This window comes from Geitlerinema sp. PCC 7407, assembly GCF_000317045.1.
In the GTDB taxonomy this organism is placed as follows: domain Bacteria; phylum Cyanobacteriota; class Cyanobacteriia; order PCC-7407; family PCC-7407; genus PCC-7407.
Genome location: NC_019703.1, coordinates 2,253,190 through 2,278,162, shown reverse-complemented (window position 1 = coordinate 2,278,162; position 24,973 = coordinate 2,253,190). Strand labels below are relative to the sequence as shown.

Here is a 24,973-nt window from a genome sequence, read left to right as displayed (position 1 = left end):
AGAGTTTGGGGAAATGGGGTGGGGAGCACAAAGGCGTGTGCTCCCCCACTATCTCTAGATCGCAGAAGCGATCGGCCTAGATATCACTACGCAGAGATATACCACTGATAGTCCACGCGATAGCGTCCGCCAAAGCCGTGGAAACGCACCGTGTTAATGGGTGACCAGGGGTTGCCCCAAGTCCCGTTGGGATAGTTCCAGCGCGCCCCAAAGGAAGGCACCGTGCACCAAGCGGTGAAGGGCTTGAAGATATCGTCCTGGAAGAGTTTGATCAGCCAGCCGACCAGCTTGTCCACGATCCAGGCAACTGCTTTGCCGATCGCTTTGCCGATCGCCGCTCCCAGTTCTGAGGAACCAAAGATCCCCCCAACCACGCCGCCAGCCGCAGTCAGGGCTGCTTCAATGGCTGCTTTTACCTGGTCTCGAACGCGTTGCCAGAGATTGTTCAGGAAGCTAGAGAGACCCCCATTATCTTTCTCTGCCAAGATCAGCGTGATCCCGTATTTTTTGGGCCAGTGCTTGCCTTCGCGCATGCTAAAGAAGTGATACTGCCAGTTGGGATAGTCTTTTTCACGACCATCTTTGAAACCGCCGCCGATAAACCGCTCACCAATGGGTTTGACGTCTCCATCTTCATCGGTGGAGACTCCGGCTAGGGCGATTTCATCATCTCCCCACCACTCGGGATTGGTTTCATCTTCACATTTGATCTTGCGAATCCAAAGACTCAATTTATCGGTGGTCGCTTGACCTTCGAAGTCTTCATTGGGGCCATCCATGCGCCCAAAAATATCGCCTTCGTAGGTTTCACCCCACACTTGGGCAAAGCGATCGCGATCGAGCACCCCTGCTTTGCCTGCTTCTGCCATGGAGTCTTGAGTGGCGCTCTCAAAGTCTGCAAAATTACCCGGCAAATTTGCTTGAGGAATCAGCAATCCCGTTGGTGTGGCGGTGATTTGAGAGACCGGAACCGAGATTTGCGCTTCTGGAAAACCCAACAGCTTCCGATCTACTTGAAGCGGTGGCAGTCCATCTTTGAGGCGCGCAAATCCATCGGTCACCACGGCCTGAGCGGGCAGCTCTCCATAGCGACCAAAGACGGTTTTTCGCACGGCTACCGGCGCTTTGACCAGCTCTACCGCTTGGGCGGTGGCGCTGGTTCTCAGGCTTGGCTGCACAGATTTAAATGCGGTTTGAAAATCAGCTTCTAGGGTATCTGGCCGAACTTTTGCATCCGGTTCTGCGGCGATCGCCGTGATGGAATATTGCGCCGCGTTCAACACGTCCTCGGCGATTTTTCGAAGTTCTCCATCGAGCTCTTCGACGGATGCATCTTCACTCATCATAGGCTTGATATTCAACAGATCAGGCTGAATGAGGAGCAGGTTTGAAAAAGTAGGCATTGAATTAATAACCAAACTCAAAAGACCTTTAAAACCTAAGTTTGATCGATAAAAATCCACAGTACCCACATGGGTAATTCAGGTTTTAAAAGGCTTTCAGGATTTAAAAAACATTAGTTAATTTCTTCTTTTAGATTCAAAGATTTCGTCTTTTATTTAAAAATTCATGACAATAAATAGTGATAGTAAATCGATCAGTTGGCTGCTTCAAGAACCACAGCAACTCAATGATGTTTAGCTAAGCTATTTAGCGCTTGGATAGCTCACAATGGGGCAAGAGGTGCGATCGCTTTCTTTAGTCTTAATAGGAATGTTGTCCCCAAGGTGGGCTGATGTCCTTAGCATCAAAGACTCAAGCCCCAAAAGACTCAAGCCCAGCGTCTAACTCATAAATTGAGAAATGAATCAATCCTAAAGAGGCTAGGAGTAGGTTCGTACCTGCTTTATGGCAGAGATCACCTGGTTATACTTTTCAGCTACTCTTTCTCGATCTTTTTCTTGAGAAGCCGCTTCGTAGTGATCCTGCAAAATCATTTCAGCCTGCTGTTCTAGGACGAAACGGTCGTGGGGGCGATGAGCGCATGAGGCAATTTGCTCTATTGCCTCCAGTAGGCGAATGATGACCCGCACATCAGCCTTTCCATAATGTCGAATTTGAGTAAACGCTACGTCCACGAGCTGATCAAATTCTACGGGTTTGGCAATAATGCGTAAATTGTTTTCATGGTCGAAACGGTAGGGAGATGGAAATTCTCGCTCTGCCAGAAAAGATAGTGTCGTGCCAAGACGATCGATACACCGAATTGCTGTAAAGGGGTCATTGATTCCGGGAGAAAGTGCCCGTACAGCAATCTCGACTAGCTGATCGATCGGAAATGAAACATCTTGTTGCTCAGTCCGCTCGTTACCCAGTAAAAAGGTGCTGTGAATCTTGTTAATCAATTGCTGATTCACTCGCTTTTCTGGATAGACTTGCACCAAAATATTACCTTCGCTCACAAACTTACCGGGTCTGGCTTGGAGACGCAGCAATAGGTCATGCTTGCAAGCCGTCTTTAAGAGTGCCTGATCGTCAATAACTTGTAGATAACCTGTATTTTTGGCTCGAACGAAGCAAACATTAGAATCAAAATCTTGAGGAATTTCGCCAACTAGCTGCTGAGACTGTAATTTGCCGTGTCCAATCTCTTTGGGAAACAGCCGTTCGATGGCGCGATCCAAATCGTCTGCAACGTCTGCAATCACATGAGAAGCTTGGATAATGGTTGAAGCGTGATGAATAAAGTAGATCAACACTCCAGTGCTGGCGATCGCAAGGCCAATCCCAATCGTCACTGAAAACTGGGGGATAAATTGGTTGTAATCCTCTCCACGAACCGTTGGCAGCACCAGAAGGCAATAAAGAAAGGTAGAAATAAAAGTACCTAATACAACCTGATTGCCTGTATCTTGCATAAAATTTCGGAGTAGTCGCGGTCCGAAGTTGGAAGCGGCAAGCTGGAGGGCAACGATCGTAATAGAAAAAGCCGTTGCTGCTACCGTCACCATTGAACCAGCAATCGTAGAGAGCAATGCGCGTGCGCCGTCCGCTCCGCCTCGATAAATCCAGTTCAGCTCCTCAGCCTCTAGCTGACTGGTGTGATCGAGAGCTAGTGCGCCAAAGGCCAGCGCCATTCCTCCTAATACCATCAAGCCAGGTAAGAACCAGTAGCTAGAACGAAGCGAATCCCACAGTTTGGCCAGCCTGATGTTTTTCATACAGATTATGGTTTGCTACCACTTTTGCAATAACCGAAGATCTCTAATGGCAGAACGTAATGACTGTGTTCTGACGATTAAGCCTTTGCCTCCAAAGTAGATAGAATGAGTTTAGGTAGACAACCGCCGAGAATGGGGCAATGACTCAATCCACTACCATGATTGATATAAGAATAATTTCTCTTATTCCCATAGCCTGAAATCCAGCCAGAAGCAGCACGATACTGTCTGTGATCTTGGAAACCTATTGCCAGCTCAGTTTCTTCTCGATAAATGTCATCTATGACTGATCTGGCAAAAAGAGAACCCTGATCTGCCCATCATGAGTATATCTAGCGATGGCGATCGAAGCAGTATCTAAGGATAGATCCGCAAAAGGCGCTGGCTGGGGCTTTGACAATCCCTTTAGATAAATTCACCTAGAAATCAAGCCCATGAATGATTAATATCTGCTTGATTTGAGCGTTGGCTTGAGGAATATTAACCCTGTTCTTGCTCACAGCGATCGCCGTGTTCAATCAAGACTGGGTTTGCTCAGGCCTGGAGCTGCGCGATCGCCCCGAATCTAAACGAGAGTCGCTGTGTAGGTGGGGACCCCAATCAGAGACAATGGCAAAGGAACTGCCGTGCAGTTTGGCCCAATTGCAGAGAAAAGTTAGGACGTTATGGAAGTAATCCCAGCGATCGACTTGCTGGAAGGGCGCTGTGTCCGCCTGTACCAAGGAGACTACGGCCAAGCCCAAACCTTTAATGAAGACCCCGTTGCCGTGGCCAAGGACTGGGAAGCCCAGGGGGCAACCCGCATTCACCTGGTGGATCTAGACGGTGCCAAAAGCGGCCAGCCCGTCAACACGCCGTCGATTGCCGCGATCGCCGCTGCGGTGTCGGTTCCCGTCCAGGTCGGCGGTGGTCTGCGCGATCGCCAGCGCGTCGCCGACCTGCTGAGCCTCGGCGTCGAGCGAGTCATCCTCGGCACCGTCGCCGTCGAGCAGCCCGAGCTGGTCGCCAGCCTGTGCCAGGAGTTTCCTGGCCAGATCGTCGTTGGCATCGACGCCCGCAATGGCAAAGTCGCCACTCGGGGCTGGCTCGAAACCTCCGAAGTCATGGCCACCGAGCTGGCTCAGCGCATGGCAGACCTCGGAGCTGCCGCCATCATCTACACCGACATCCACCGCGACGGCACCCTCCAAGGCCCCAACCTGGAGGCCCTGCGCGAGCTGGCCCAGTCCATCTCGATTCCTGTGATTGCCTCCGGCGGCGTCAGCTCCGTCAGCGATCTGCTCAGCCTGCTCACCCTCGAGCCCCAGGGCGTCACTGGCGCGATCGTTGGCCGCGCCATCTACACCGGCGACGTCGATCTCAAAGAAGCCATCCGCGCCGTGGGCCAGGGCCGCTGGCAAGACGTCCCCCCCGACCTCGGCACGATCGCCTAACTCTCCTCCAAAATCCCCTTCTCTCAACCTGGGAGAAGGGACCGGAGGATGAGGGAAATTTCACCTGAGTCGAAATTCCAGCTGCATACTTTGCTGGCTCTATTGTTTCCAAGGGAGAGGCGATCGATAGGGGTTTTCGTACATATCCAGGACTTCCCACGTTGTAGGATTGACTTGCCCTGTGACTGGGATTTCGTACCGTCGCTGCAAATCCCGTATCGCAGCAGCTGTGATCTCACCAAAGATGCCATCGACGATCGCACCCTGTGGATTGCCTAACCTCACGCCTGCGGCTCCTAAAAAGCCATTATCAAGAAGAATATTCTGCAACAGTTCCACGCTTCTGCCGCGATCTCCTTGGCGCAGGGTAGGTAAGGTCAAATCGGTGTAGGCAGTTGCGATCAGAACGGGTGATGTTTGCTGTGAAGCAAGGCTGTGTGCGATCGCTGGCTGAGTGAATGAACCTCCGAGCAGTCCTACGGCGATCGTTAGTAATCTGAAAATGGTTTGAAGTTTCATGGATTGTCCTGCTGATGGATCAGTGCTAGTTAGCATCAATTTCGGGTCAGAGTTATTACTTCATCTATATACTTCGATGACTTACTTTGATCGGTGTAGAGCAGCGCTGTCGCTAATGCAAAACTCACGGAACAATGGCAGTCACGCGGATTTCAATCCGCATCGTTGGCAATCCAAGCGCCGCGACTCCTACCTGTGTCCAAATGGGGGCATGGTTGGGCATGTAATGGCGATATAGCTGAACCATCACATCGTTAACTTCTGGGGGCAACCCGCCAACGTGGTAAGAATTGACGTGAACAACGTGCTCCCAGCCTGCACCGGCAGTTGCCAAGGTTCGCTCTACGTTCCGAAACGCTTGGGCAATCTCATCCGCGAGCGATTCGGGAATTTGCAGGTTGTCATCCCAGCCGCCTTGACCGGATGTTTCCACGCGATCGCCAATTTTTACCGCTTGCGAGTAATGCAATTCATTCAGCATGTATTCCCCATAGCCGGGGGTAACAAAAAATTCGGGCTTATTCATGGTCTTCCTTATTTCTTCCCTGGTGAAGCTTGTTCTCTGTACCAAACACGTACACATTAAAAGCAATTGATTGTAATGCCCTAACTGATCATCGCCGCATAGAAATCATTACTGACCGTCACTTCGTAGACATCGTCACTTGTGCCTTCAATCCGGTCGGGTAAAACAACAGTCTCAACATTGATTACCTGTGTCGATATACTTTCGATCCACTGATTGGTGCACTCACAGCCTCACGAGTGCCCTGAGTACGAAAGAAACTTTATCTGCTCCATTCATCCCAGGCTGCCTTTGCCATCCTTGCGATGACTTCCTCTCGAATTACATCAGCGGCTTGAGAATCTGAAACAAACACTGCGATCGCCAAATGTTGTCCACTTGGAAGCGTTACAAGTCCCACATCATTGGTTGCCGCCGTTACTCCACTCACAGTAGCCGAAGTCCCTGTTTTGTGTGCCACGACCGTTCCCTCTGGTAACAGCCCTTTGATACGCTTTAGACCTGTCGGAGTCTCTGTCATCCATTGCAACAGTAGCGCCTGACTGGATTGTGAAAGTCCTCGTCCTTCCTGCAATGTGCGCAGTAACACTGCTGCTGCATCGGGTGTGGCAAAGTTGCGATACTGCACGGCTGGATCTTGCGCTAGCTCCTGCTCCGTGTTCGCTACAACGATGTCGTTTATACCAAGGCTGCTTAAATATTCCGTGACGCGTTGCGGCTCACCAATGAGCCGCAGCAGTACATCACAGGCGGTGTTGTCGCTTTCAGAAACCATATATTGCAAGAGTTCAGACAGACTGAATCCTTTTCCTTGCGAATTCTCATCGAGTACTTGACTTCCCTGGACAATATCGCTGGCCTCGATCCGAATCTTCTGGTCTGGCTTGAGGTTCCCTTGATCGACTTGATTCAGAACCGCCATTGCGATCGGCAACTTATAAACGCTTTGCATTGGAAAGCGCTCATTCCCATTCAGAGACACTGACTCTCCAGATTCCAGCACGGTAGCTGTCATTCCAACCCGCCCTTGAGCCGCTTGAGCGATCTCATTGAGGAGATCGCGTAATGGGTCTGTGCGCTCGGTCGTGGCTGCTGTAGTCTCGCTTGCCGGCGCTGCTGGGCGGTTTGAGGTAACTTCTCTATTTCCGGCGTTAATGCCTGTGCACCCAACAGTCAGTAAAACACTTAGAAGAAACAGGCAACATGAATAGAACCAGTCTTTTTTGAGCACTCGGATCATATTTATGAAACCAGGGTTGCGAACGGCTAGAGTGATACTTGTCGATCGTCCAGTTTCAAAAGTCAGCTAAAGGCTGTTGCATAATCGTGAGCAAAGTCCTTAAACTGACGCGGCGCTTTGCCAGTCGCATCCTCTATCCCTGAAGCGATCGCTGCTGCCTCATTGCGTCGATAATGGGCGTAATCTTCGATCAGTCCATCGGCTTGCCAAGCTGGCATCCCCACGCCAGCCATTGCTTCCCGCATCTGTTCGGGTGAGATATCGACAAACGCAATCTGGCGCTTCAGGGCAGCGGAGAGATATTCTGCCATCTCGGTATGTGTTAGCGCCTGCGAACCCGTAAGATCATAAATTTTTCCTTCATGTCCCGCTTCGGTCAGAGCAGCTACAGCAACGTCAGCAATGTCGCGGACATCTACTACGCTCACCTTCGCATCACCGATCGCGGCGTAAAAGGTGTTTTGCTCAGCAATCAACGATCGGAAGTTTAACAAGCCCTGCATAAACAGATTGGGGCGCAGAAACGTGTACGCTATCCCTGAGGCTTGGATCGCCGATTCGACAGCTGCATGGTAGCGCAAAAAACGCACGGGTGAGTCAGCGTTGGCGGCGAACTGCGACAGTTTAACGATGTGCTTGACACCGCTTTGTTTCGCTGCTTCGACAAACGCAAGTTGTTGTGCTTCGACGTGTTCTGTTGAGTTGGTGACAAGGAAGGCTCGATCGACCCCTGCCAGGGCAGAGAGCAGTGTTTCAGGGCGATCGAAATCAGCCTCGACCATTTCGATGCCCAGATCTGCAATTGCCTGAACTCGATTGCGAGCACGTTCTTGGGTGCCAGAGGCATCGCGCACCATCGCGCGAACTTGAACGTTTTGCGAGGCGAGACGCTGGAGTATCTCCAGCCCGTTATTTCCAGTTGCGCCCGTTACTAGGATCATTTGAATCTCCTAATGAGATTTTGAGCATTCCTCTGCTCTACACAACAGAAGTTTTTGAAACAAATATTCGACAAGTTGCAATGGTCCGAAAACGACTAGCTTGATGGCTTTCAGTTCGCTGTGTATCCACCGTCAATCACCAGCGATGCTCCAGTAAGGTTTTGTAGGCAGTACCCACTCTATTGGCTACAACAACCATTGGGTCAGCGGATGAACCAGGTAGCGGAGCGAGAACGCCTCCCAGATCGCGCCGACGATGAACAGTGGGAGTGTGGACAGACTCAGCCAACCGAGCTGTTGCAGCCCACGAACATAACCCTGACGATGGTTCCGAGTGCCGATGGTTGCGGGGCGAACCCAAGACCGACCAAGGATGTATGCGCCAAACATCAGGAGAGCGTAAGCTTGGAGTTCGATGAGTATTGTCAGCGAGTGCGGGATCAGTGCCACCGCCATGGTCTTGGTAGTCGGAGCCATAACTAAACCGAGAGTGAACGTCTTATACGCAAATGTGGCGATGCCAGCGAAGGGAACGATCAGCGAAGGGAGTACGATCCACAGCGCGCCGGTCGCGAGGTTGACTCCTAGGATAGTCAGCGAGAACAGCCACGGGTTATTGAATAGCGATCGGACAAGATCCGCCGTTCCGTTGTCTTCCTGGATGGCTACCTGAGTTGCGTTCAGGTTGGGGAAGACCATCGCTGCTACGAACCCGATGATGACTAAGCCATACACAATGGCGTTGATGGTGAGGTAGGCGCGAAAATTAGTGCGAATGATCTGAAAGGGTTTGCGAAGAGATCGCCGAAGCGGGTGTTTGGCACTGGGAGTAAGGGGTCGTTGTGGAAACTGGTTTTGGGTAGCGTTCGTTTTGCGTGACATCTTTTAGCTCCGATATTTGGTGATGGATGCAGTGATGCTCAAGCGTGAAAACCACTGCATCCGTGGTCATAAATCGTCTGCGATCGTTTCGCTTATTTCACCTGTATCCCCATGCAGTGAGCGGCAAAAGCTCACATATCTGCCGTTTTCTTAAGAGGCTTGTCGAGGAGCTTGCCTGCACCATGTTCTGCTCGCGTCTCAATGCGAGCAAGGTGGGGAAAGAGCGGGTTCGTTTTCATCCGCCATTGATTGCACCCAGAGCCGTGGCTGCTTGAATGATGAAAATTGCCTTTGAAACTGCTTTGCCGACCAGCTCTCCTTCTGCGATCGCTTGAATTCGCGATCGCGCTTCCGGACGTTCTTCAGGCCTGAATACTGCATCGGTCAGGTGAGACGCTTGCATCAAGCTAATTAATGCTGCCATCCGAGCATCCAGCCCAACGCCTTCTAACACGGCTGCACGAACTTGCTGGACAATCTCGCGTTGAATAGATTCATCGGTTAGAAAATATCGCTGCGTTGGGAATAGTCCAAGAATGCGCTGCTCTTGTCGTTCTAAAACCCCTAAATCAACTAAACTCTGCAATATAATCGCTTGAATGCCTAGGTATCTTCGTCTCCAGCGGGTCACCCAGAACCTAGCAGTTCGAGGACGAGACGATGACAGAATCTCACTGAGGCGTTGATCCAAGAATTCATTGTCTGTGCTGCCGGCGATCGCGCCAATCACACGATTGTCGTTGTTGATCTCAAGTTTGCCTTGCAGGACTAAGTCTAGTAATAAAGAACCGACCAGGCCATAGTCCAGTGCAGAGTACCAAGAGAAGCGAGTTTTCCCAGTTTGGGGATTGAGTGCAAGCAGGATTAAGTCCTGTGAAAGATATTGCATGGTGAATTTCTGATTGAGGGATACTGTGGTTTCTTTGGAGCTGCGCCTCGGCGCTCATCGCAAGTTTGATGCCGAAAGGTAAGGATCTTAAGCGGCTTCTAAACTTGCTCATTCCTTGCTCATGAGAAGAACTTTGCCGATTGCTGCCTGTTCTACACTGGTCTTTATGCTGTGTTGCCCTAGCGGGGGTGATGACGCAGCAGCCACTGCAGATAAATTCCGGTAACGATGCCGTAGCTGAGCCAACCTGATCCATAGATCAATGCTGTTGGGAATGGTGCTGGCAGTAGCCCTGGCTGCAAAATGTATGAGACCGTTGAGCCACTTGCTCCTTCTAGGGCACCTCCTAAAGCGCTGACCAAAATCCACCAATGCGCTTCACGGACAAACTGTCTCAAAATTGGAAATTGAGCCGCGCTAAAAATAGCCAATATAATCGGCTGAATGACCAAATTCATCCAAAAAACGTACCATGCGCCAAGCGTATTTAGGAATTGGATAAGTGGGTCAAAAAGAGATATGTAATAACTCACCAGCACTTGCCCAAAAGTCCATCCCAGGGTGCTAACCACTATCCACCAAAAGGCTTTGGGAATGTACGGGCGCAAAACGAGCCATTGGGCTATGCCAATCAATAAACCTGTAAAAAATATGGTTGCTACAAACTCAAAGCCTGATGCTTCTAGTGTTCCGACGATCGCCCCCGCAACTGTAGTAGCCAATGTCCACCAAAGCCACAGGCGCGGCGCGATCGCCAACGGTCGTGTCTCATCTTGCCATTCATGCTCCACCATAATGCTCACCCCAGAGTTGCACTTCAACTCTATATCTGTACTATTCGGCTCAACCTGTATGAAAGCGGTTGATAAAAAACTTGGGCTTATTCATGGTGTTCCTTGTTCTGATTTAGATACTAAGGTTCAGGATTCACTCGCCATGTAATCACAATGATTTCTGCAAGTATTAAGACGGCTAATAGACGCGAAAACGCTTGTAAAATGGCTTCCATTGTCCAGTTCTGACTTTGAAGCTCCCAGACCGCCACAATCATGTTCACTCCAATCACCAACCAGGGCAGAGTGATTGCTGAATTCCGTCTGCGGTAGAAGCGGCTCGTCGCCTCCCGCCAAAATGGGAAGGTACTGAGAATACAAACAAAGTAGGATACTCCTGCGCTGATCAACAGGCTGGTTTAAAGACCCGAAGGCAGGTTTGGGTATCCAAGCGTGATCGCCCTCAGGCAAACTCCCGGCGCAAGATACAGGAAAGTAAACAAGGTAAATCGTTGTTTCTTCTCCAGCAAAGCCTATTCTCTGTACCACACACGCACACATTGAAAGTAGTTGATTGCAAGCCCCTGGCTGATCATCACTGGGTAGAAAGCATTACTGGTCGTCAATCCGTAGACACCATCACTTGTGCCTTCGATGCGATCGGGTAAAACAACAGTTTCAACATTGATCACCTGTATCGCTGCACTTCCGATCCACTGATTAACAGCACTCACAACATCAGAGAAAGATTCATAATCGGAAGCTCCGCCAAAGGGTCCCCGTTCAGTAATCCGAGGCGCAAAATCTTTGTACTGAATCATGTGATTTACCACCGTAAAACCGTAGAGTTGAGCATCAATTCAAGTGGTAGGCATCGCCCACTATCTTTAAAGCCTTTTTTGTAAAACCTTTCACGGTAAAGCTTTTTGGGCAGTGATAGCCCTATGAGATCTATGCCAAACCTTAAGCCAACTTTGCCGATAAACTGCTAAGAACAGAGTTAAGAACGTGAACGCTGATGTGGGCTAACATTGCAGCCTCTAGCGAATATTGCCAAAAGAGCCAGCCAAACGCGACTCCCGCAATCCCATTCAGTAACAACGCCCGAATAATCACAATTGGAGTGAGGGGAGCGATCGCGGCAGTCGCTGGCAGGTGTAGCAGTCCAAATACCAACGCGGCTAGAACGATCGCACTCTGGTAAATCCCTTGACTGGGCAGCGTAACGCCTTGTTTTAGCCCTTTCCACGCGATCCAAACAAGCAGCGACATTAAACCCCAGCGCATCAAAATCTCCTCAGTGATGCCGCCATAGGACATTGCTGTGAGCAAATTCAACCCACTTGGCTCTGTATTGGCTGCCTGTAGTGCTTCAGGTAAGGCAGGCTGCATCAGCCGATCGAGCAAGAAGAGAACGATTGCTGTCGCTGCGCCCACACCCAAGCTCCACTTTATCTCAACAACAAAAGATAGAGAATGAGCGGTATGAAACACCCAATGATCAATCAAATGAGAGCGTAATCCAACGCGATAGGCACAACCAATGCCGATTAGAATGCTGATTGCTAGTAGAACTGAATATTGTAGTCCTTGCAGAAGCATTAAAATCCCCAATGGTGGCACTGTTTCCAGTTTTTCTGGAGATAGTTTCGCTAACTGTTGCTCGATTAAAGGAATAGACGTGATCGTAAACATCACAATCCCTATACTGCCCAATACAAATAAAATCCCGAATTGTTTCAGAATTGCCATTGGTTTAATCTCCAGATGATCTGTCCTATTAGCCCGTGCTGCTGAACAACACCATCAACAGGAATGAGGGCAGGTTAAAAACGAAGTGGACGACGAGACCGGGCCAGATCGATCCGCTGCGGCGGAAGACCTCGGCAGTGGCGAGACCAGCCACCACAGCAGCGGGAAAGATGTTGTTGATCCCATGCATGAGAGCGAAGATCACAGTACTGCCCACGACCCCAACGAATGAACCGTAGCGCAGCAGCGCGTTGGTGATAATGCCTCGGTAGAGCAGTTCCTCACCAAGGGGTGAGAAGACGGAAATGAACACCGTGCTCAAAACCAGAGACAGTAACCCGCCGCGAGCGCCATCTCCATAAACATCCTGGACATTGTTCGTGTCCCCAGTGATCTGAACCCAGGCTAGGATCGCCAGACTCTTGAGCACGAAGGCAACCAGTCCTACTCCGACGCCGATCAGGAGCCAGCGTCCGGAGGTCCGACGCACGCCGAAGGCACTCAGGGAATGAATCCGCAGCCGCGCAGCCACTGCGAACGCGCTCAGCGTGGCGACGCCAGTCCATGCAGTCAAGATCAGACCGTGAACTACGGGGTCAAGACCGAATTGCTCGAACAACCGGACGCCTCCGAACCCTACGATTAAATAGACGACGAGGCCGACAACGATCTCAAGCCAGCCTGGACGGGAAACCCTGTTTGGTGCGATCGCGGCAGGGGGCTTTTGTGGGTGGTTAGAAGATACTTTAGACATGGTGATAAACTCCTTTGATCGAGTTGCTGATTCAAGTTACTGATGGGTTCATGAATCAACGGACTCACTGCCGATCCCAACTCCCAACTCCCAACAAGGTGTGTTGTCAAAAGCAATTCCTTTTGGTGCAACTATTCCAATGCGCTGCAGATCTTCCGGTGTAAGGGTAATCCGAGATTTAGCTCATTTGCCCAGTCGGTCGAACAATGATTTCATTTACATCCACCTCTAGGGGTTGCGCGATCGCAAAGGCAATCGCCCGCGCGATCGCATCGGCTGGAATCACGGCCCCACGAAATTCCTCCACCCATGCCGCTGCTTCAGCATCTGTGATCGTGCTGGCCAGTTCAGTGGCCGTCACTCCAGGCGAAATCACCGTAACCCGGATGTCGGTCGATTCTTGCCGTAGTCCCTCAGAAATCGCCCATACTGCAAACTTAGTGGCGCAGTATACGGCAGCGGTTGGATAGACGTTGTGTCCGCCGATCGAGGATAGATTGACAAACTGCCCTGATCGTTGCTGCTTAAAGAGAGGTAGCGCAGCAGCAATGCCGTGAAGGACACCGCGAATGTTGACATCAATCATGCGGTTCCATTCATCGATCTTTAGCATCTCTAGCCTGGAGAGTGGCATCACGCCTGCATTGTTCACCACAACATCAAGGCGACCAAATTTAGCTTGGGCAAACTCGACAAAGGCTTGCATATCTTCAAGGTTGGTAACATCCAGGGTACGGTATTCTGCTTCGCCACCTTTAGAGCGAATTTCGGTAGCGATCGCCTCTAGTCGATCGGTGCGCCGCGCCCCTAACACAACCCGCAAACCTTGACGGGCCAGCAATCTAGCCGTTGCTTCACCAATCCCGCTACTGGCTCCAGTAATCGCAATAACTTTTTGAGTGTCTTCATTCGCCGTCATGAGCCTTATCTCCTATTTATTTTGCGGTTATCGAGCGAACTTATGGTGCAGTGCTAAAGCGTTTTATTGCGCGGTGAAGACTTCTCTCATTGCTTGTGCCGCATCAATTGAGCGCGGAAAACCAGCCGTTACTGTGGTGAGGTAAATGATTTCTTTAAGTTCGTTTTGCGTTACGCCAAGTCTGAGGGCATAGCCCGCATGAATTTTCAGTTGTGGCAGATTTCCAGCGGCGGCAAAGGCAGCAACGGTGGCAAGCTGACGGGTGCGATCGTCTAGTTCCTGACGTGACCAGACATCACCGAGGGAATAGTCTACGATCGCATCTGCAAGAAACGGAAAATCCTGACGGAGAGCATTGAGTACGGGTTGTCCTGCTCCCCCGGTTAGCTTATTGATAACTTGATTGCCTTGCTCACGGCGGCTCTGTTCTGGTTGAGCTTGTGGTGCAATCATTGCTGGTCGAGTTTGTGCAGTAGTAGTAGCAGGTAAAAACACAACGAGTAACGTCACAAAAATGCATCCTAAAGCAGTGATTATCTTGTTGATGAGGTTTCTCGAATCCATAGTCTGTCGAGATGGTGCGATAACTTTGTTCTCATCAGTTGACATGGCGATTGTTCCTTCGCTAGTTACCTGCGATAGCGCTTACACTGAACTGCTTTCACATTTCGTAGATAGTTCAACTCAGGCTCAAAATTCGCAGGACAGAAAACATACACAATGTCCTGAGGTCGGCTAATCACTAAACGGTAAGCGGGTAGAATTTCTTCAGAACTTCCAATCACTTCAATTCTGGGAATCACTTGTGGACGAATTTGAGCCAGGGATGGAAAACTGAACAGCAGCAATAGGCCAGCTAGGATTATTGCTGAGATGACTCGTGGGGATTGTTGAAACCTGGACAGAATCTTGTTCATTTGTTCTACCCGCTTTTGAATCACATACTAGTGTGAAGAAAAAGACGAAAACTAGTCATTGACATTAGATGTCTTACGAGCGCCACCAAGCAGATTAGGCAGAATAGAGCTTAGTGATTTGCAGCGCCAATGGCTGTCATTAACTCTGTCATTCTCCAGCATCCGGTATATCGAATGCTATTAATGAATAGGGCTGGAGCCGTTGTCACTCCACTGTTTATTCCACCTTCGATATCTTTGTTGATGCGATCGACATGCGCGTGTTTAGACAAGTCTTTGAGAAACTGAGGAATATCAAGTCCCAGATCATTGGCATACTCTACAAGGTAGCCGTTCTCTAACTTCTGTTGATGGGCAAATAAAGTGTCATGCATTAACCAAAACTGTCCTTGGGCAGCGGCGGCTTCAGCAACTTCGGTAGCTCGTTGAGCATGAGGATGAATGTGTGTTTGCGGAAAATGACGGAAGACAAAGCATAAATAATCTTCGCCAAAAGAAGCACTAAGCTTTTGTTTGATTCCTTTAATCAGCTTGTAAGCATCCGCACTTCTGGGGTCTTGATAATCTCCATACATCACCAGTACTACCCTGGCACTCAGCACACCTTGCATCCAATCTTGGGTTGAAGGGGGTACAAGTAAAGGACTGTGGCTATGATAGTCATTCATCTTTCTATATCAGGCAGGGAACTCTGTCGCATATCTTCTGGTTCAACGTTCATCCCTTCAACACGACCGTATTAAAAATCTTGTCGTGCCAAGTTTGCTGCTGTTCATCGATAAAGAACCAGAGGTAACCTAAACAAAAGATCAGACCACTCAGGTAGTATCCGATCGAACCGCGCAAACCTGCTCCTATAAAAGACAAAGAAGTGTGATCAGCTTTGACAACTCGGATACTCATCATTCCCATCCCAATGGATCGTTCTCGATGACTCCAAAAGTAGCCAAAGTATAAAAAATGCTCAAGCCAGAGGACAAACAGAAATCCGATCAAGCCTATAAACAGTATTAAGTTGGGAATCTGTATTTGACTCTGTTTATAAACTCCAATAGCTAATCCAATGATAAACATCGCTAGCGAATAGAGAATGATGAGGATCGCTTGATCAATCAACCAAGCTAACAAACGCTGTAAAAAGCTTGCCTGAGGCACTTTTATACTCCTATTTAAATAATTTCTAAAGCCTATTTAAGGTGAGCTCGAGATAAGAAATCGCTCAATGTGCTTTGGCGAATTCTAATCGCCGAGTGTTCAAGATGATCCTTGAACTTACGCTGAAATGGATTTTGCGGGCAGCGAGCAAATTCACCTGAAACTGAACGAGAGAGTTGCGATCGCAACTATTCAAGCGTCCCTTTTTGATGGGGATAGTTCGACAGCTCGTAGTAGATGGCTACATCCGTCAGTTGAATGAGCGCATTGCCGCTCTGATCATCGATTTATTGTCTGACTGCATAACTGTTTGCATAAATTCAATATAGAAAATCACTTTCAAACTGTCGTCTATAGCGAGTTGAAAGTTATCTAGTAGAAATGGATAGAGTAACCTTTCTATCGCAAAGTAGAAGGCTGACTCTAACTTAAGTTAGAATCCCCATGGGATCGAAAGTGCATCCTATAAACTGACAATGCCGCGTTTGACAGCAACAATTACGGCCTGGGTGCGATCGCTCACATCTAACTTATTCAAAATCCGATTGACATGAGATTTGACCGTACCTTCACCAATACTCAAAGCATCCGCAATATCGGCATTACTCATTCCCTGTGCTAGGGAGCGGAGTACTTCTAGCTCGCGTTCACTCAGTTCTGGATTGCTGAGGCGCTGTGCCAACTTTGCGCCCACATCCGGCGGAATATACTGCTGACCTCGATGAACGGTGCGAATGGCATTCAGAAGTTCGTCTGGTTCAGTTTCTTTCAACAGATATCCTTTTGCGCCTGCCTGCAATCCCCGATAGATATCTTCGTCGCTATCATAGGTGGTCAGCACAATAATCCGGGCAGATTTAGCGATCGCACAAATTGCAGCAATGGCGGCAACTCCTTCCACTTCTGGCATTCGCAGATCCATCAGCGTGACATCCGGCTGGTGTGCCTCAAAGAGCGCGATCGCCTGTTCCCCATTTTCGGCTTGGGCAATCACCTGCATCTCTGGGTCACGGTCAATAATCGTGGCTAAACCTTGCCGAAAAATAGCATGATCGTCTGCAATCAGAACTTGAATGGGGGGTGTGGGGTGTGGAATCGTCATCACCCTACACCCCAACCACTACTACAATCTCTGTTCCCCGCCCCGGTTGGCTCCGAATCGTGAGCTGCGCGCCGATGCGCTCTGCCCGCTCGCTCATGCCGAGTAAGCCAAATCCCTCAGAGGATGGAATACTTCCAACTCCAAAGCCCTGTCCATTGTCTTTCACGCGCAAGCAAAACTGATCATGCTCATAGATTAGCTCCACTCGAATTTCGTCAGCGTTGGCGTGCTTGATCACATTGGTTAAGGCTTCCTGTACGATCCGTAGTAGGTTATTCTCGACTTCGGTAGGTAGAGAATACACTGCACCCTCAATCTCATAGTATAAAGTGGTATCCATTGCAGCCGATCTAGTCTGAGCGACGAGACGATGGAGAGCGCTCTGTAGACTGCCTTCCTCCAAAAGCTGAGGACGGAGCGCGGCAACCGATCGCCGTGCTTCAGTCAGTCCAGTTCGCGCCAATTCTTTGATCAGGTCTAGATGTGCTTGAGTTGCTTCGACATCATCTGTTAGCACCTGATTTGCCGCTCCCACCTGAGCCAGAATGCCTGTAAATGCCTGGGCAAGGGTATCATGAATTTCCCGTGCCATGCGGTTGCGTTCTTCCAGAATTGAGGTGGCTTCTGCTTGCTTTTGCGGTGTAATATCTCGCGCCAACCAAATCACCTGTTCGTGCTGAATCGGGGCAATGCGAGCCGAAAACCAGATTTCTCGTCCAGCGATCCAATCGCTGTATTCAACGGTGAGGACTTGTTGAGTTCTCACCGACTGCTGAATGTAGCTCAGAAATTCATCGGCTTGTTCTTTAGCATAAAGTTGATGCAGCGTTTTGCCAGTACACTCCTCTCCATAAGATGAAGTTCCTTTGATTGTGCAGAGCAATCGCCCTTCAGTATTGATGATACATAGCGGATCGGGAATGGCCGAAAAGAGCGCCCGCAGTTCCGCTTCAGAGGCTTGCAACGCGACTTCTGCCTGTTTGCGATCGCTAATATCTGCAATTACCCCTTCGATGTAGTCCTCGGCTGCATTCAAATAAGAAGAGAAAAGCCCCCAAAACACTGTCCCATCTCGTTTTCGCATCTGTGCTTCATAGCTTCGCACTTCCCCCTCCCGCTTCATCACCTCAATGCCTTGTTGGCGATCGCTGGGATCGACCCAATAGCCTATGGTGTGTTCAATCCCAATCATCTCTTGGGGTGAATCAAAGCCAAACAGATCGGCAAAGCGTTGATTGGCATTGAGAATTAATCCATCACCGGTGCGGGTTCGGTAGATGCCAACCTGCGAGTTTTCAAAGATGTTGCGGAACTTAGCTTCACTGCGTTGCAATGCTTCTTCTGCTTGTCTACGCTGAGTGGTGTCATTGCCAACCGATAAGATTTCAACGACATCTCCCTGATCATTGAAGATGGCTTGGTTCGACCAGGCCATCCAAACTCGCCGACCGTCTCGACACAGGTTTTCACCCTCACCTTGCGGGTACGATTGAGGATGACGAAGTAAATCATGGATCATAGGTCTTACGTCGCGTCCAGAGAGTTCGACTTCTGGAATGATGGTTTCAAATAACGTTCGCCCTAGAATCTGATCTTCTTCATAGCCGAGGAGTTTTATTCCATAATCGTTGATGTAGTGAATCCGTCCTTGCGGATCATAGCGAATGATGACTGAATTCGCGGTTTGTAGCAGGTTGCGATAATTCGCTTCACTTTGTCGTAATGCGGCTTCTGTTCGTTCGCGATCGATGATCTCCTGCTGAAGGGCTTGAGTTTGTGCTTCTACCTTCCGTTCCAGTGTTTTCGTATAGTCTTCTAACTGTTCACAAAACCGAGCATTTTCTAGTGAAATCGCTGCCTGAGCCATTAACAGTTTCAGAACCTGCAAGCGATCGCGGGCAAACACTCCAGTACTTAGGTTGCTCTCTAGATAAAGAATGCCGATCAGCTGGCTTTGCTGAAGAATGGGCATACATAGGAGCGATCGCGTCTGTTGGCGTTGAATATAAGGATCAGTGGAAAAAGACGGTTCGCTGACTGCATCCTCAAGCACCAAAGTTTTTTGAGTGCGTTCTACCGCGCGAATGACGGAGACAGGAATCGTTGCACAGTCAGTAAGAGCTAGCTTTTCCAGGTCACACGGTTTATTTCTGCTGCATTGAGCCACTACGGTGAGTTGAGCCTCTTCCAGAAGAACCAGAGCGCCGGTTTCGGCTCCTGTATTTTCGATCACCACTTGCATCAATGTGGCAATCAGCTGATCGAGATGGATCACGAAACTCCCCTCGACGAAGAACGGTTAATCCTCTCTCAAAGTATATCGCTTGCCAAAATTGAGAAAATTAAGCTTCTGGTGAATTGCTGAAGGTTTTCAAATGACTATATTTCTGTGGCAATGGAGGGGAAGATTCCAGGCAAGCAAAAAATCTCGTTAGTCCCTTCCCCTTCTCCCACATTGGGAGAAGGGGCCAGGGGATGAGGGAAATTCCCAATTTGGGAGAAGAGATCGGGGAATGAGGGAAATTCCCCCGATCTGGGAGAAGAAATCAGAGAACGAAGACCCAGCTCTAGCGTCGCTTCGTCTTGGGGCGGGGCGGCGCATGGCGCGACACCGCAGCGTTGTAGACCTTTTCGTTTTCCTGGGCCGACTTAAATAGGTCCACCACCGGATTGGGATAGTCCACGCCCAGCCGCAGATTAAAGCGCTTTTGCTCCACGGGCTGGAGCTTCCAGGGTTCGTGGACCTTCGCTCCGGGCACATCGGCCAGTTCTGGCAGCCAGTGCTTCACGTAGCGACCGTCCGGGTCGTAGTCCTTCGACTGCTTGAGAATGTTGAAAAACCGGAAGCCCCGCGCATCGTTGCCGACGCCAGCGGTGTAGTTCCAGTTGCCCCAGTTGCTGCACACGTCGTAGTCGATCAGCAGGGACTCGAACCACTCTGCGCCCATGTGCCAGTGGATGCCCAGATTTTTGGTCAAGAAGCTGGCCACGTTCTGGCGGCCGCGATTGGACATGAAGCCCGTGGCGGCCAGCTCTCGCATATTGGCGTCCACGAGGGGAAAGCCCGTTTCGCCGCGCGTCCACAGCTCGAAGCGCGGCCAGTCTTCTTTCCAAGGGATCTCGACGCCCTGGAGCCCCGCCGCCCGAAAAATCTGGTTGCCGTGCTTGAGACAGATGAAGCGGAAATAGTCGCGCCACAGCAGCTCAAAGATCAGCCAGTAGGTGGAGTCGTTGGCGGTGCGATCGTCTTCGTAGGTCAGCACCTGGTCGTGGATGTAGCGGGGGGAGAGACAGCCGAGGGCCAGCCAGGGAGAGAACTTGGAGGAATAGTCGGCCCCCAGCATGCCGTTGCGGGTTTCTTTGTAGACGCTGAGGCGATCGCTCTGCCAAAAATAGTGCTGGAGCCGCGCCAAGCCCGCTGTCTCGCCCCCCCGAAAGGCCAAAACGCCCCGCTTGTCTGGGCTGGGCGGCTCTAGGCCCAGGTCTGCCAGGGTGGGCAGCTCTCCGAGGGCGATCGCCCCTAGGGCCGGCAACGCCTTGGGGCTGGCGAAGGGCGATCGCACGTCGCTCTGGCTCTCCACCCGCTTGCGAAACTGGGTGAAGACCTCGGGAATTTCGTCAGTCCCGAAGGGCAGATCGTCGGGGGCATAGAGCGTAGCGCCCCAAAAGGACTGGTGAGCGGTGCCCTGATCCTTGAGCGCCTGGATCAGGCGCTCCTCGACGGCGATCTCCTCGGCGGTGGCCTCTTCGTGGAAATAGACGGCGGTGGCTCCCAGATCGCGGGCGATCGCGGGCACCACCTCCTCCGGCTTGCCCACGCGCACGATCAGGTCGCTGCCTCGCTTTTGCAGGGAGGCTCGCAAATCCGCTACGCTCTCGAGCAGGAACTGAGCCCGGAATGCGCCGGTTTTTGGGAAACCGTAGGGGGTTTTGCCAAAATGGCGCGGATCGAAGCAGTAAACCGGAGCGATCGCCGTTTTTTGCTTGAGGGCGCGCTGGAGCGGCTCGTGATCATGGAGCCGCAGATCATTACGAAACCAGAGAAGAATCGGGGTATCGGCCACGTTGCAGAAACTCAGGATGAAAGGTTGGGGTCCGTTGCCAAGGGTTTGGTCCAGGACTTTCTTTCAGTATTCAGAAAATCTGCAATTTCGTCAGCGTCGGCCTAGGAAGTGAGGCTGCTCGCCGCGGGCGATCGCCAGGAGCTGGCAAACCTCTTCGTCGCTGGTCTGCGCAAAGTCGCGATACCACACGCTGATCGATGAGAGATACTCGGGGACTAGCAGGGCTACGATGCCATCGACTTCTTGGATGAGCTGGTCGTAGACCGATCGGGGCATCACGGGCACCGCCACGATGAGCTGCTGAGGCGATCGCGCCTGGATCACCTGGATGGCGGCCCGCATCGTGGAGCCGGTCGCAATTCCGTCGTCCATCAAGATCACGATCTGGTCCCGCAGGTCAGGAAACGGGCGATCGCCGCGATAGACGCGATCGCGCCGCTGCAGCTCCTGCAACTCCTCCGCTGCGACCGCATTGAGCGCTGTCACCGAAATCCCCAGGCCCTCGACGATCTCGCGGTTGAGCACTCGCACGTCACCACTGCCGATCGCTCCCATGGCCAGCTCGGGCTGACCCGGCACGCCCAGCTTGCGCACCAGACACAGGTCCAGCGGCACCTGCAGCGCCTGAGCCACCTCGAAGGCCACCGGCACGCCGCCGCGCGGCAGCGCCAGCACGATCACGTCGGGTCGGCGGGCGTAGGCCAGAAGCTGCTTGGCGAGCAGGCGGCCCGCCTCTTGTCGGTTTCGGAGTCGCATGGCGATCGCGCCTACCTACGCTGGAATGGGGCAGGGGCGATCGCGCTCCAACAGATCTAAAAGGGCGATCGCCCCGAGAGAAAGATCAACAGCTTTCGCCAGGGGGCACTAGCTTGTCAGCTACACAAATTTTTTAAAAACCTCTCTCTACCTAAATCTTAGTCAGCTCCCTAGAGAGGCACCGTTAAATCTTTTAAACTTAACCTCAAAGCGAAATCTAGTCTGATTTCTCGCTTTCTAGCTGCTGTTTTAGCTGCTCCAAGCACTGTTGCTGAGCCCCCTGGAAGGTCTCGCGAATCAAAGCATCAAAGATAAAATTCGCCAGGGCATTGCGCGTATCAAACCAAAATTTCCAGCTCACCAATGTCCCCTGGTCGACTCGCTCATAGCGCCACTCGCCCCCTGCTGCGCTCACCAGCCAGCTCAGGGGTGCCTTGAGCCCTCCCACAAACTGATAGGCTTGCAGATGGGGCCGCTGAAGTCTGGTAATGATCTCTGTGAGGACCGAACCGTCTTGGTTTCGCACAATTCGCTGTCCCCCTTCACGCAGGGGCAACCCGTCATCTGTCGTGGCGCTCGCGATGCCCGGAATGATCTGATACCCCGTAAACAGTTTGGGCATATTTTGGCAATCGGTGGAGTAGTCAAATACCCGTTCAATATCCGCTTGAATGGTTGTTTGGGCCAGCGTTTGCAGAGTCATGGGGAGCGATGTCCAGCACAATGCCTCCAGAATCTCCTTTTCGCACAAATCCGTCAAATCATCCAAATTTTTGGATATTCTGGCTTGAGAGGGATCGAGTGGTTTTGGAGAAGGGTAGAGAACGGCTGAAGAGCTTGGAGAGAACCTGTAGAGAGCGATCGCTATGCAAAGCACCCTATCTTTTGGCAGTATTTTGGCTCTTTTTGGCGCAATGGTGGTGCTGGCGGCTCTGCCCAGCGTCAGCGTTTTGGCGGTTTCTACGCGATCGGCGAGCGCTGGCTTTCTGCACGGAGCTTTGACGGCGGCGGGCATTGTCCTAGGAGATCTAATCTTTATCGCGATCGCCCTTTGGGGGCTCTCTTTTTTGACGGAGACGCTGGGCGGTTTCTCGATCTGGATCAAGTATCTCGGCGGTGCCTATCTGATCTTTTTGGGCGTGAGTCTGTGGCGAGCCCAGGCTGGCTCTCTCAGGGCCTCTGAAGCACCAGAATCCTCGCTGCTCTCTAGCTTTTTGGCGGGGCTCTCGATCACTCTCGCTGACCAAAAGGCGACTCTCTTTTATCTTGGGTTTTTCCCGGCTTTTCTCGATCTCTCCCAGATCTCCTATGCAGACACGGCGATCATTGCGGCGGTGACGATCTTCGCGGTGGGCGGTGTCAAGCTCATCTATGCTTTCCTGGCCGATCGCGCGCGATCGCTGATCAGCCCCACTGCCTCCCAGTCTCTCAACCGCCTCGCTGGTGTCATCCTGATCGCCGTGGGCGCTTTCTTGATCGCCAAACCCTAGTTGAATCAGGGGCTAGCTCATGAGAAGTGTTGATAGAGAAGTTAACTATTTGTAATGAGGGGCGATCGCTAAACCTCGATATAAAGGATGTTAGCCAGAACTTTTGACGGACAGGATTAATCATCATATTTGTTGGCTAATATCCCGAAACCCCGAGCTTGTCGGTTAGGTCTTCTTTTTGATTTCTTAAAAAATGAACATTTTTCAGTGAATATGCTCAATAATATGGAAAATATAGACCTCATCTTACAGATGTTATGTCTATTGCGTAGTTGAACTGATTCTGTAGTGTCAAATCCTTAATTTCAAAACTTAAACTCAAGCTATGAGAGTATTTTTGTATGGAAGGCCTGGCTGCTTCTGTCAACCAGCATTAGAACACCTAACACAAACACCAGATGGTCATCTTGATATGAAGTTTTCTGGTGTTAAGTCTGTAATTCTTGCTAAAGAAGATATAAGATGGCTCGACTTGGTGGATGATGCAACGAGACAGAAATGGTCTCTATGGATAAATAACTCGGATGAGCGAGAGCAGCATGAGTATCCACTCAATAATTTATTCGATGAACTTCATTCTTTCTGTAATGAGAAATCAGATGTAGAACGTTTCTTTTTCAACATGTTTGTTTCAATATCAATAGAAGGTGCTTTTAGTGAACCTCCAGCCATTGGCCCAGCCTTAGTGCCGAATGTATATGTAAATTGGTACTCTAAGCCAAATGAACGAAGTAAAAAAGAAGAACCCTACATTGTAGATTTCTTGCTCAAACACAAGTCCATTGAAAGTGGTAAAACTACAATTATTGAAATAGATGGCCCCTCCCATTATGCGAAATATAATGAGAGAACGAAAAGCTATAAAGTTGATGAAGAGGGATATGCTCTTCATTGTCGCAAGGATCTATTTCTGAAACGTCAAGGATTTAATGTTATTCGTATTGGCAGGTCTGATATTAGAAAAATAATGAATTGCTCAAATAAGATAGAAAAGAAAAAAAGATTTTATGGATTTTGGAATGAAGTCTTTGAGAATACTGCTTTCATAGAGGCTATCGAATTGGAAAATGTTGATATTACTGATTTGATGCCTTGATTGTTACATCATAGCCTCCAAATTAACAGTAAAGATCTACGAGTTAGGCTCAGAAAAAGGATGATTTTTATGGGATGGGGGCGATCGCCTCTTGCCTAGGCTCGTCGTAGACGGCGGAAAGGTCAGCGCATAGGGCAATTAGCTCATCCCAGGCCAGCAACTGCGCTTTCTCGTCGAGAGCCGTGATGTCGTAGGTGGCGCAGAGCGTCCCCTGGGCATCGGCCAAGCTGCGCCGAAACACTCGGGGGTTATTGGCTGCTTGGGGCGTCTCTTGTAGAAACAGCGTGCTGGGGTCCATGGCGATCGCTCCTGAGCTAAGGGAAAAAGTCTCTGAACTGGTTTGGCTCCGCGAGACTTTTATGTAGACACGCTTCTGATATAACCAGAAATTTTCTTAAGTGTCAGTAAGAAAAAGTCAGTATATTTTCGAGGATAGGAAGTGTCTGAAATGACCGAAGCATCATCAGGACTCAGGAAGTTTGCTGAAGCTGGGGATTCATCCCTCAGAGATGAAGGGCGATCGCCCGTAAAATCCAGGTCAAGAAAGTTGAAAAGTTATTAAATTTTATACACGCCTAAATTATTTCTTCAAATTGGAGAGGAA

25 protein-coding genes are annotated in these 24,973 nt (G+C 50.4%); 3 read left to right on the top strand and 22 right to left on the bottom strand.

Going from position 1 to position 24,973, the window contains the following annotated elements; translation table 11 throughout:
- Positions 1–86 precede the first annotated feature (86 nt).
- Positions 87–1,463, bottom strand: coding sequence for a hypothetical protein (locus tag GEI7407_RS09455; protein ID WP_150109757.1), 1,377 nt, complete (start codon positions 1,461–1,463; stop codon positions 87–89).
- Positions 1,464–1,823: 360 nt separating this feature from the next.
- Positions 1,824–3,161, bottom strand: a complete 1,338-nt coding sequence (locus GEI7407_RS09450) for a DUF2254 domain-containing protein (RefSeq protein ID WP_015171923.1) — start codon at positions 3,159–3,161, stop codon at positions 1,824–1,826.
- A 665-nt stretch (positions 3,162–3,826) separates the two neighbouring features.
- Here GEI7407_RS09450 and hisA point away from each other — a divergent pair.
- Entirely contained in the window at positions 3,827–4,594 is a 768-nt protein-coding gene (gene hisA / locus GEI7407_RS09445; protein WP_015171922.1) for a 1-(5-phosphoribosyl)-5-[(5-phosphoribosylamino)methylideneamino]imidazole-4-carboxamide isomerase, read from the top strand.
- Positions 4,595–4,693: 99 nt separating this feature from the next.
- On the opposite strand, the gene GEI7407_RS09440 is transcribed toward hisA, so the two are convergent.
- The 19 genes from GEI7407_RS09440 to GEI7407_RS09350 all read right to left on the bottom strand — a co-directional run bounded on the left by GEI7407_RS09440 (position 4,694) and on the right by GEI7407_RS09350 (position 22,486).
- Positions 4,694–5,113 (bottom strand): peptidoglycan-binding protein, encoded by a 420-nt coding sequence (locus GEI7407_RS09440; protein WP_015171921.1) that lies wholly within the window; start codon positions 5,111–5,113, stop codon positions 4,694–4,696.
- Positions 5,114–5,237: 124 nt separating this feature from the next.
- On the bottom strand, positions 5,238–5,639 hold the full coding sequence (locus GEI7407_RS09435) for a RidA family protein (protein WP_015171920.1): 402 nt from the start codon (positions 5,637–5,639) through the stop codon (positions 5,238–5,240).
- A gap of 262 nt (positions 5,640–5,901) precedes the next feature.
- Positions 5,902–6,684 (bottom strand): class A beta-lactamase, encoded by a 783-nt coding sequence (gene bla, locus GEI7407_RS09430; RefSeq protein WP_315863846.1) that lies wholly within the window; start codon positions 6,682–6,684, stop codon positions 5,902–5,904.
- Positions 6,685–6,941: 257 nt separating this feature from the next.
- On the bottom strand, positions 6,942–7,820 hold the full coding sequence (locus GEI7407_RS09425) for an SDR family oxidoreductase (RefSeq protein WP_015171918.1): 879 nt from the start codon (positions 7,818–7,820) through the stop codon (positions 6,942–6,944).
- A gap of 186 nt (positions 7,821–8,006) precedes the next feature.
- Positions 8,007–8,702, bottom strand: a complete 696-nt coding sequence (locus GEI7407_RS09420; RefSeq protein WP_015171917.1) for a stage II sporulation protein M — start codon at positions 8,700–8,702, stop codon at positions 8,007–8,009.
- Between the two features lie 235 nt (positions 8,703–8,937).
- Entirely contained in the window at positions 8,938–9,591 is a 654-nt protein-coding gene (locus GEI7407_RS09415) for a GPP34 family phosphoprotein (RefSeq protein ID WP_015171916.1), read from the bottom strand.
- 179 nt (positions 9,592–9,770) lie between these two features.
- Positions 9,771–10,385, bottom strand: a complete 615-nt coding sequence (locus GEI7407_RS09410) for a hypothetical protein (protein WP_015171915.1) — start codon at positions 10,383–10,385, stop codon at positions 9,771–9,773.
- A gap of 512 nt (positions 10,386–10,897) precedes the next feature.
- On the bottom strand, positions 10,898–11,185 hold the full coding sequence (locus GEI7407_RS09405) for a hypothetical protein (RefSeq protein ID WP_015171914.1): 288 nt from the start codon (positions 11,183–11,185) through the stop codon (positions 10,898–10,900).
- A gap of 142 nt (positions 11,186–11,327) precedes the next feature.
- Positions 11,328–12,116 (bottom strand): CPBP family intramembrane glutamic endopeptidase, encoded by a 789-nt coding sequence (locus GEI7407_RS09400; RefSeq protein WP_015171913.1) that lies wholly within the window; start codon positions 12,114–12,116, stop codon positions 11,328–11,330.
- 28 nt (positions 12,117–12,144) lie between these two features.
- Positions 12,145–12,870: a CPBP family intramembrane glutamic endopeptidase gene (locus tag GEI7407_RS09395; RefSeq protein WP_015171912.1), complete on the bottom strand. Its 726-nt coding sequence runs from the start codon at positions 12,868–12,870 to the stop codon at positions 12,145–12,147.
- A gap of 178 nt (positions 12,871–13,048) precedes the next feature.
- Positions 13,049–13,789 carry an SDR family oxidoreductase gene (locus GEI7407_RS09390; protein ID WP_015171911.1) on the bottom strand — a complete coding sequence of 247 codons (741 nt, stop codon included), beginning with the start codon at positions 13,787–13,789 and terminating at the stop codon, positions 13,049–13,051.
- A 63-nt stretch (positions 13,790–13,852) separates the two neighbouring features.
- Positions 13,853–14,398 carry a carboxymuconolactone decarboxylase family protein gene (locus tag GEI7407_RS09385; protein ID WP_015171910.1) on the bottom strand — a complete coding sequence of 182 codons (546 nt, stop codon included), beginning with the start codon at positions 14,396–14,398 and terminating at the stop codon, positions 13,853–13,855.
- 418 nt (positions 14,399–14,816) lie between these two features.
- The gene (locus GEI7407_RS09380) at positions 14,817–15,374 is read right to left on the bottom strand and encodes a DsbA family protein (RefSeq protein ID WP_015171909.1); all 558 of its coding nucleotides are present in this window, start codon (positions 15,372–15,374) and stop codon (positions 14,817–14,819) included.
- 49 nt (positions 15,375–15,423) lie between these two features.
- Positions 15,424–15,861, bottom strand: a complete 438-nt coding sequence (locus GEI7407_RS09375; protein ID WP_015171908.1) for an RDD family protein — start codon at positions 15,859–15,861, stop codon at positions 15,424–15,426.
- 463 nt (positions 15,862–16,324) lie between these two features.
- The gene (locus GEI7407_RS09370; protein WP_015171907.1) at positions 16,325–16,963 is read right to left on the bottom strand and encodes a response regulator transcription factor; all 639 of its coding nucleotides are present in this window, start codon (positions 16,961–16,963) and stop codon (positions 16,325–16,327) included.
- Between the two features lie 4 nt (positions 16,964–16,967).
- The gene (locus GEI7407_RS09365) at positions 16,968–19,238 is read right to left on the bottom strand and encodes a PAS domain S-box protein (RefSeq protein WP_015171906.1); all 2,271 of its coding nucleotides are present in this window, start codon (positions 19,236–19,238) and stop codon (positions 16,968–16,970) included.
- A 292-nt stretch (positions 19,239–19,530) separates the two neighbouring features.
- Positions 19,531–21,027, bottom strand: coding sequence for a DASH family cryptochrome (locus GEI7407_RS09360; RefSeq protein ID WP_015171905.1), 1,497 nt, complete (start codon positions 21,025–21,027; stop codon positions 19,531–19,533).
- 90 nt (positions 21,028–21,117) lie between these two features.
- Positions 21,118–21,783 (bottom strand): phosphoribosyltransferase, encoded by a 666-nt coding sequence (locus GEI7407_RS09355; protein ID WP_015171904.1) that lies wholly within the window; start codon positions 21,781–21,783, stop codon positions 21,118–21,120.
- Positions 21,784–22,000: 217 nt separating this feature from the next.
- Positions 22,001–22,486 carry an SRPBCC family protein gene (locus tag GEI7407_RS09350; protein WP_015171903.1) on the bottom strand — a complete coding sequence of 162 codons (486 nt, stop codon included), beginning with the start codon at positions 22,484–22,486 and terminating at the stop codon, positions 22,001–22,003.
- Between the two features lie 163 nt (positions 22,487–22,649).
- Here GEI7407_RS09350 and GEI7407_RS09345 point away from each other — a divergent pair, with 163 nt between their 5' ends.
- Together GEI7407_RS09345 and GEI7407_RS21005 are read left to right on the top strand one after the other, a co-directional pair.
- On the top strand, positions 22,650–23,273 hold the full coding sequence (locus GEI7407_RS09345) for a LysE family translocator (protein ID WP_015171902.1): 624 nt from the start codon (positions 22,650–22,652) through the stop codon (positions 23,271–23,273).
- A gap of 325 nt (positions 23,274–23,598) precedes the next feature.
- On the top strand, positions 23,599–24,369 hold the full coding sequence (locus tag GEI7407_RS21005; RefSeq protein WP_015171901.1) for a hypothetical protein: 771 nt from the start codon (positions 23,599–23,601) through the stop codon (positions 24,367–24,369).
- 67 nt (positions 24,370–24,436) lie between these two features.
- Here the strand turns inward: GEI7407_RS21005 and GEI7407_RS09335 are convergent, their stop codons facing one another.
- A complete protein-coding gene (locus GEI7407_RS09335) occupies positions 24,437–24,667 on the bottom strand; it encodes a hypothetical protein (RefSeq protein WP_015171900.1) in 231 nt (76 codons plus the stop codon).
- Between the last annotated feature and the right edge of the window lie 306 nt (positions 24,668–24,973).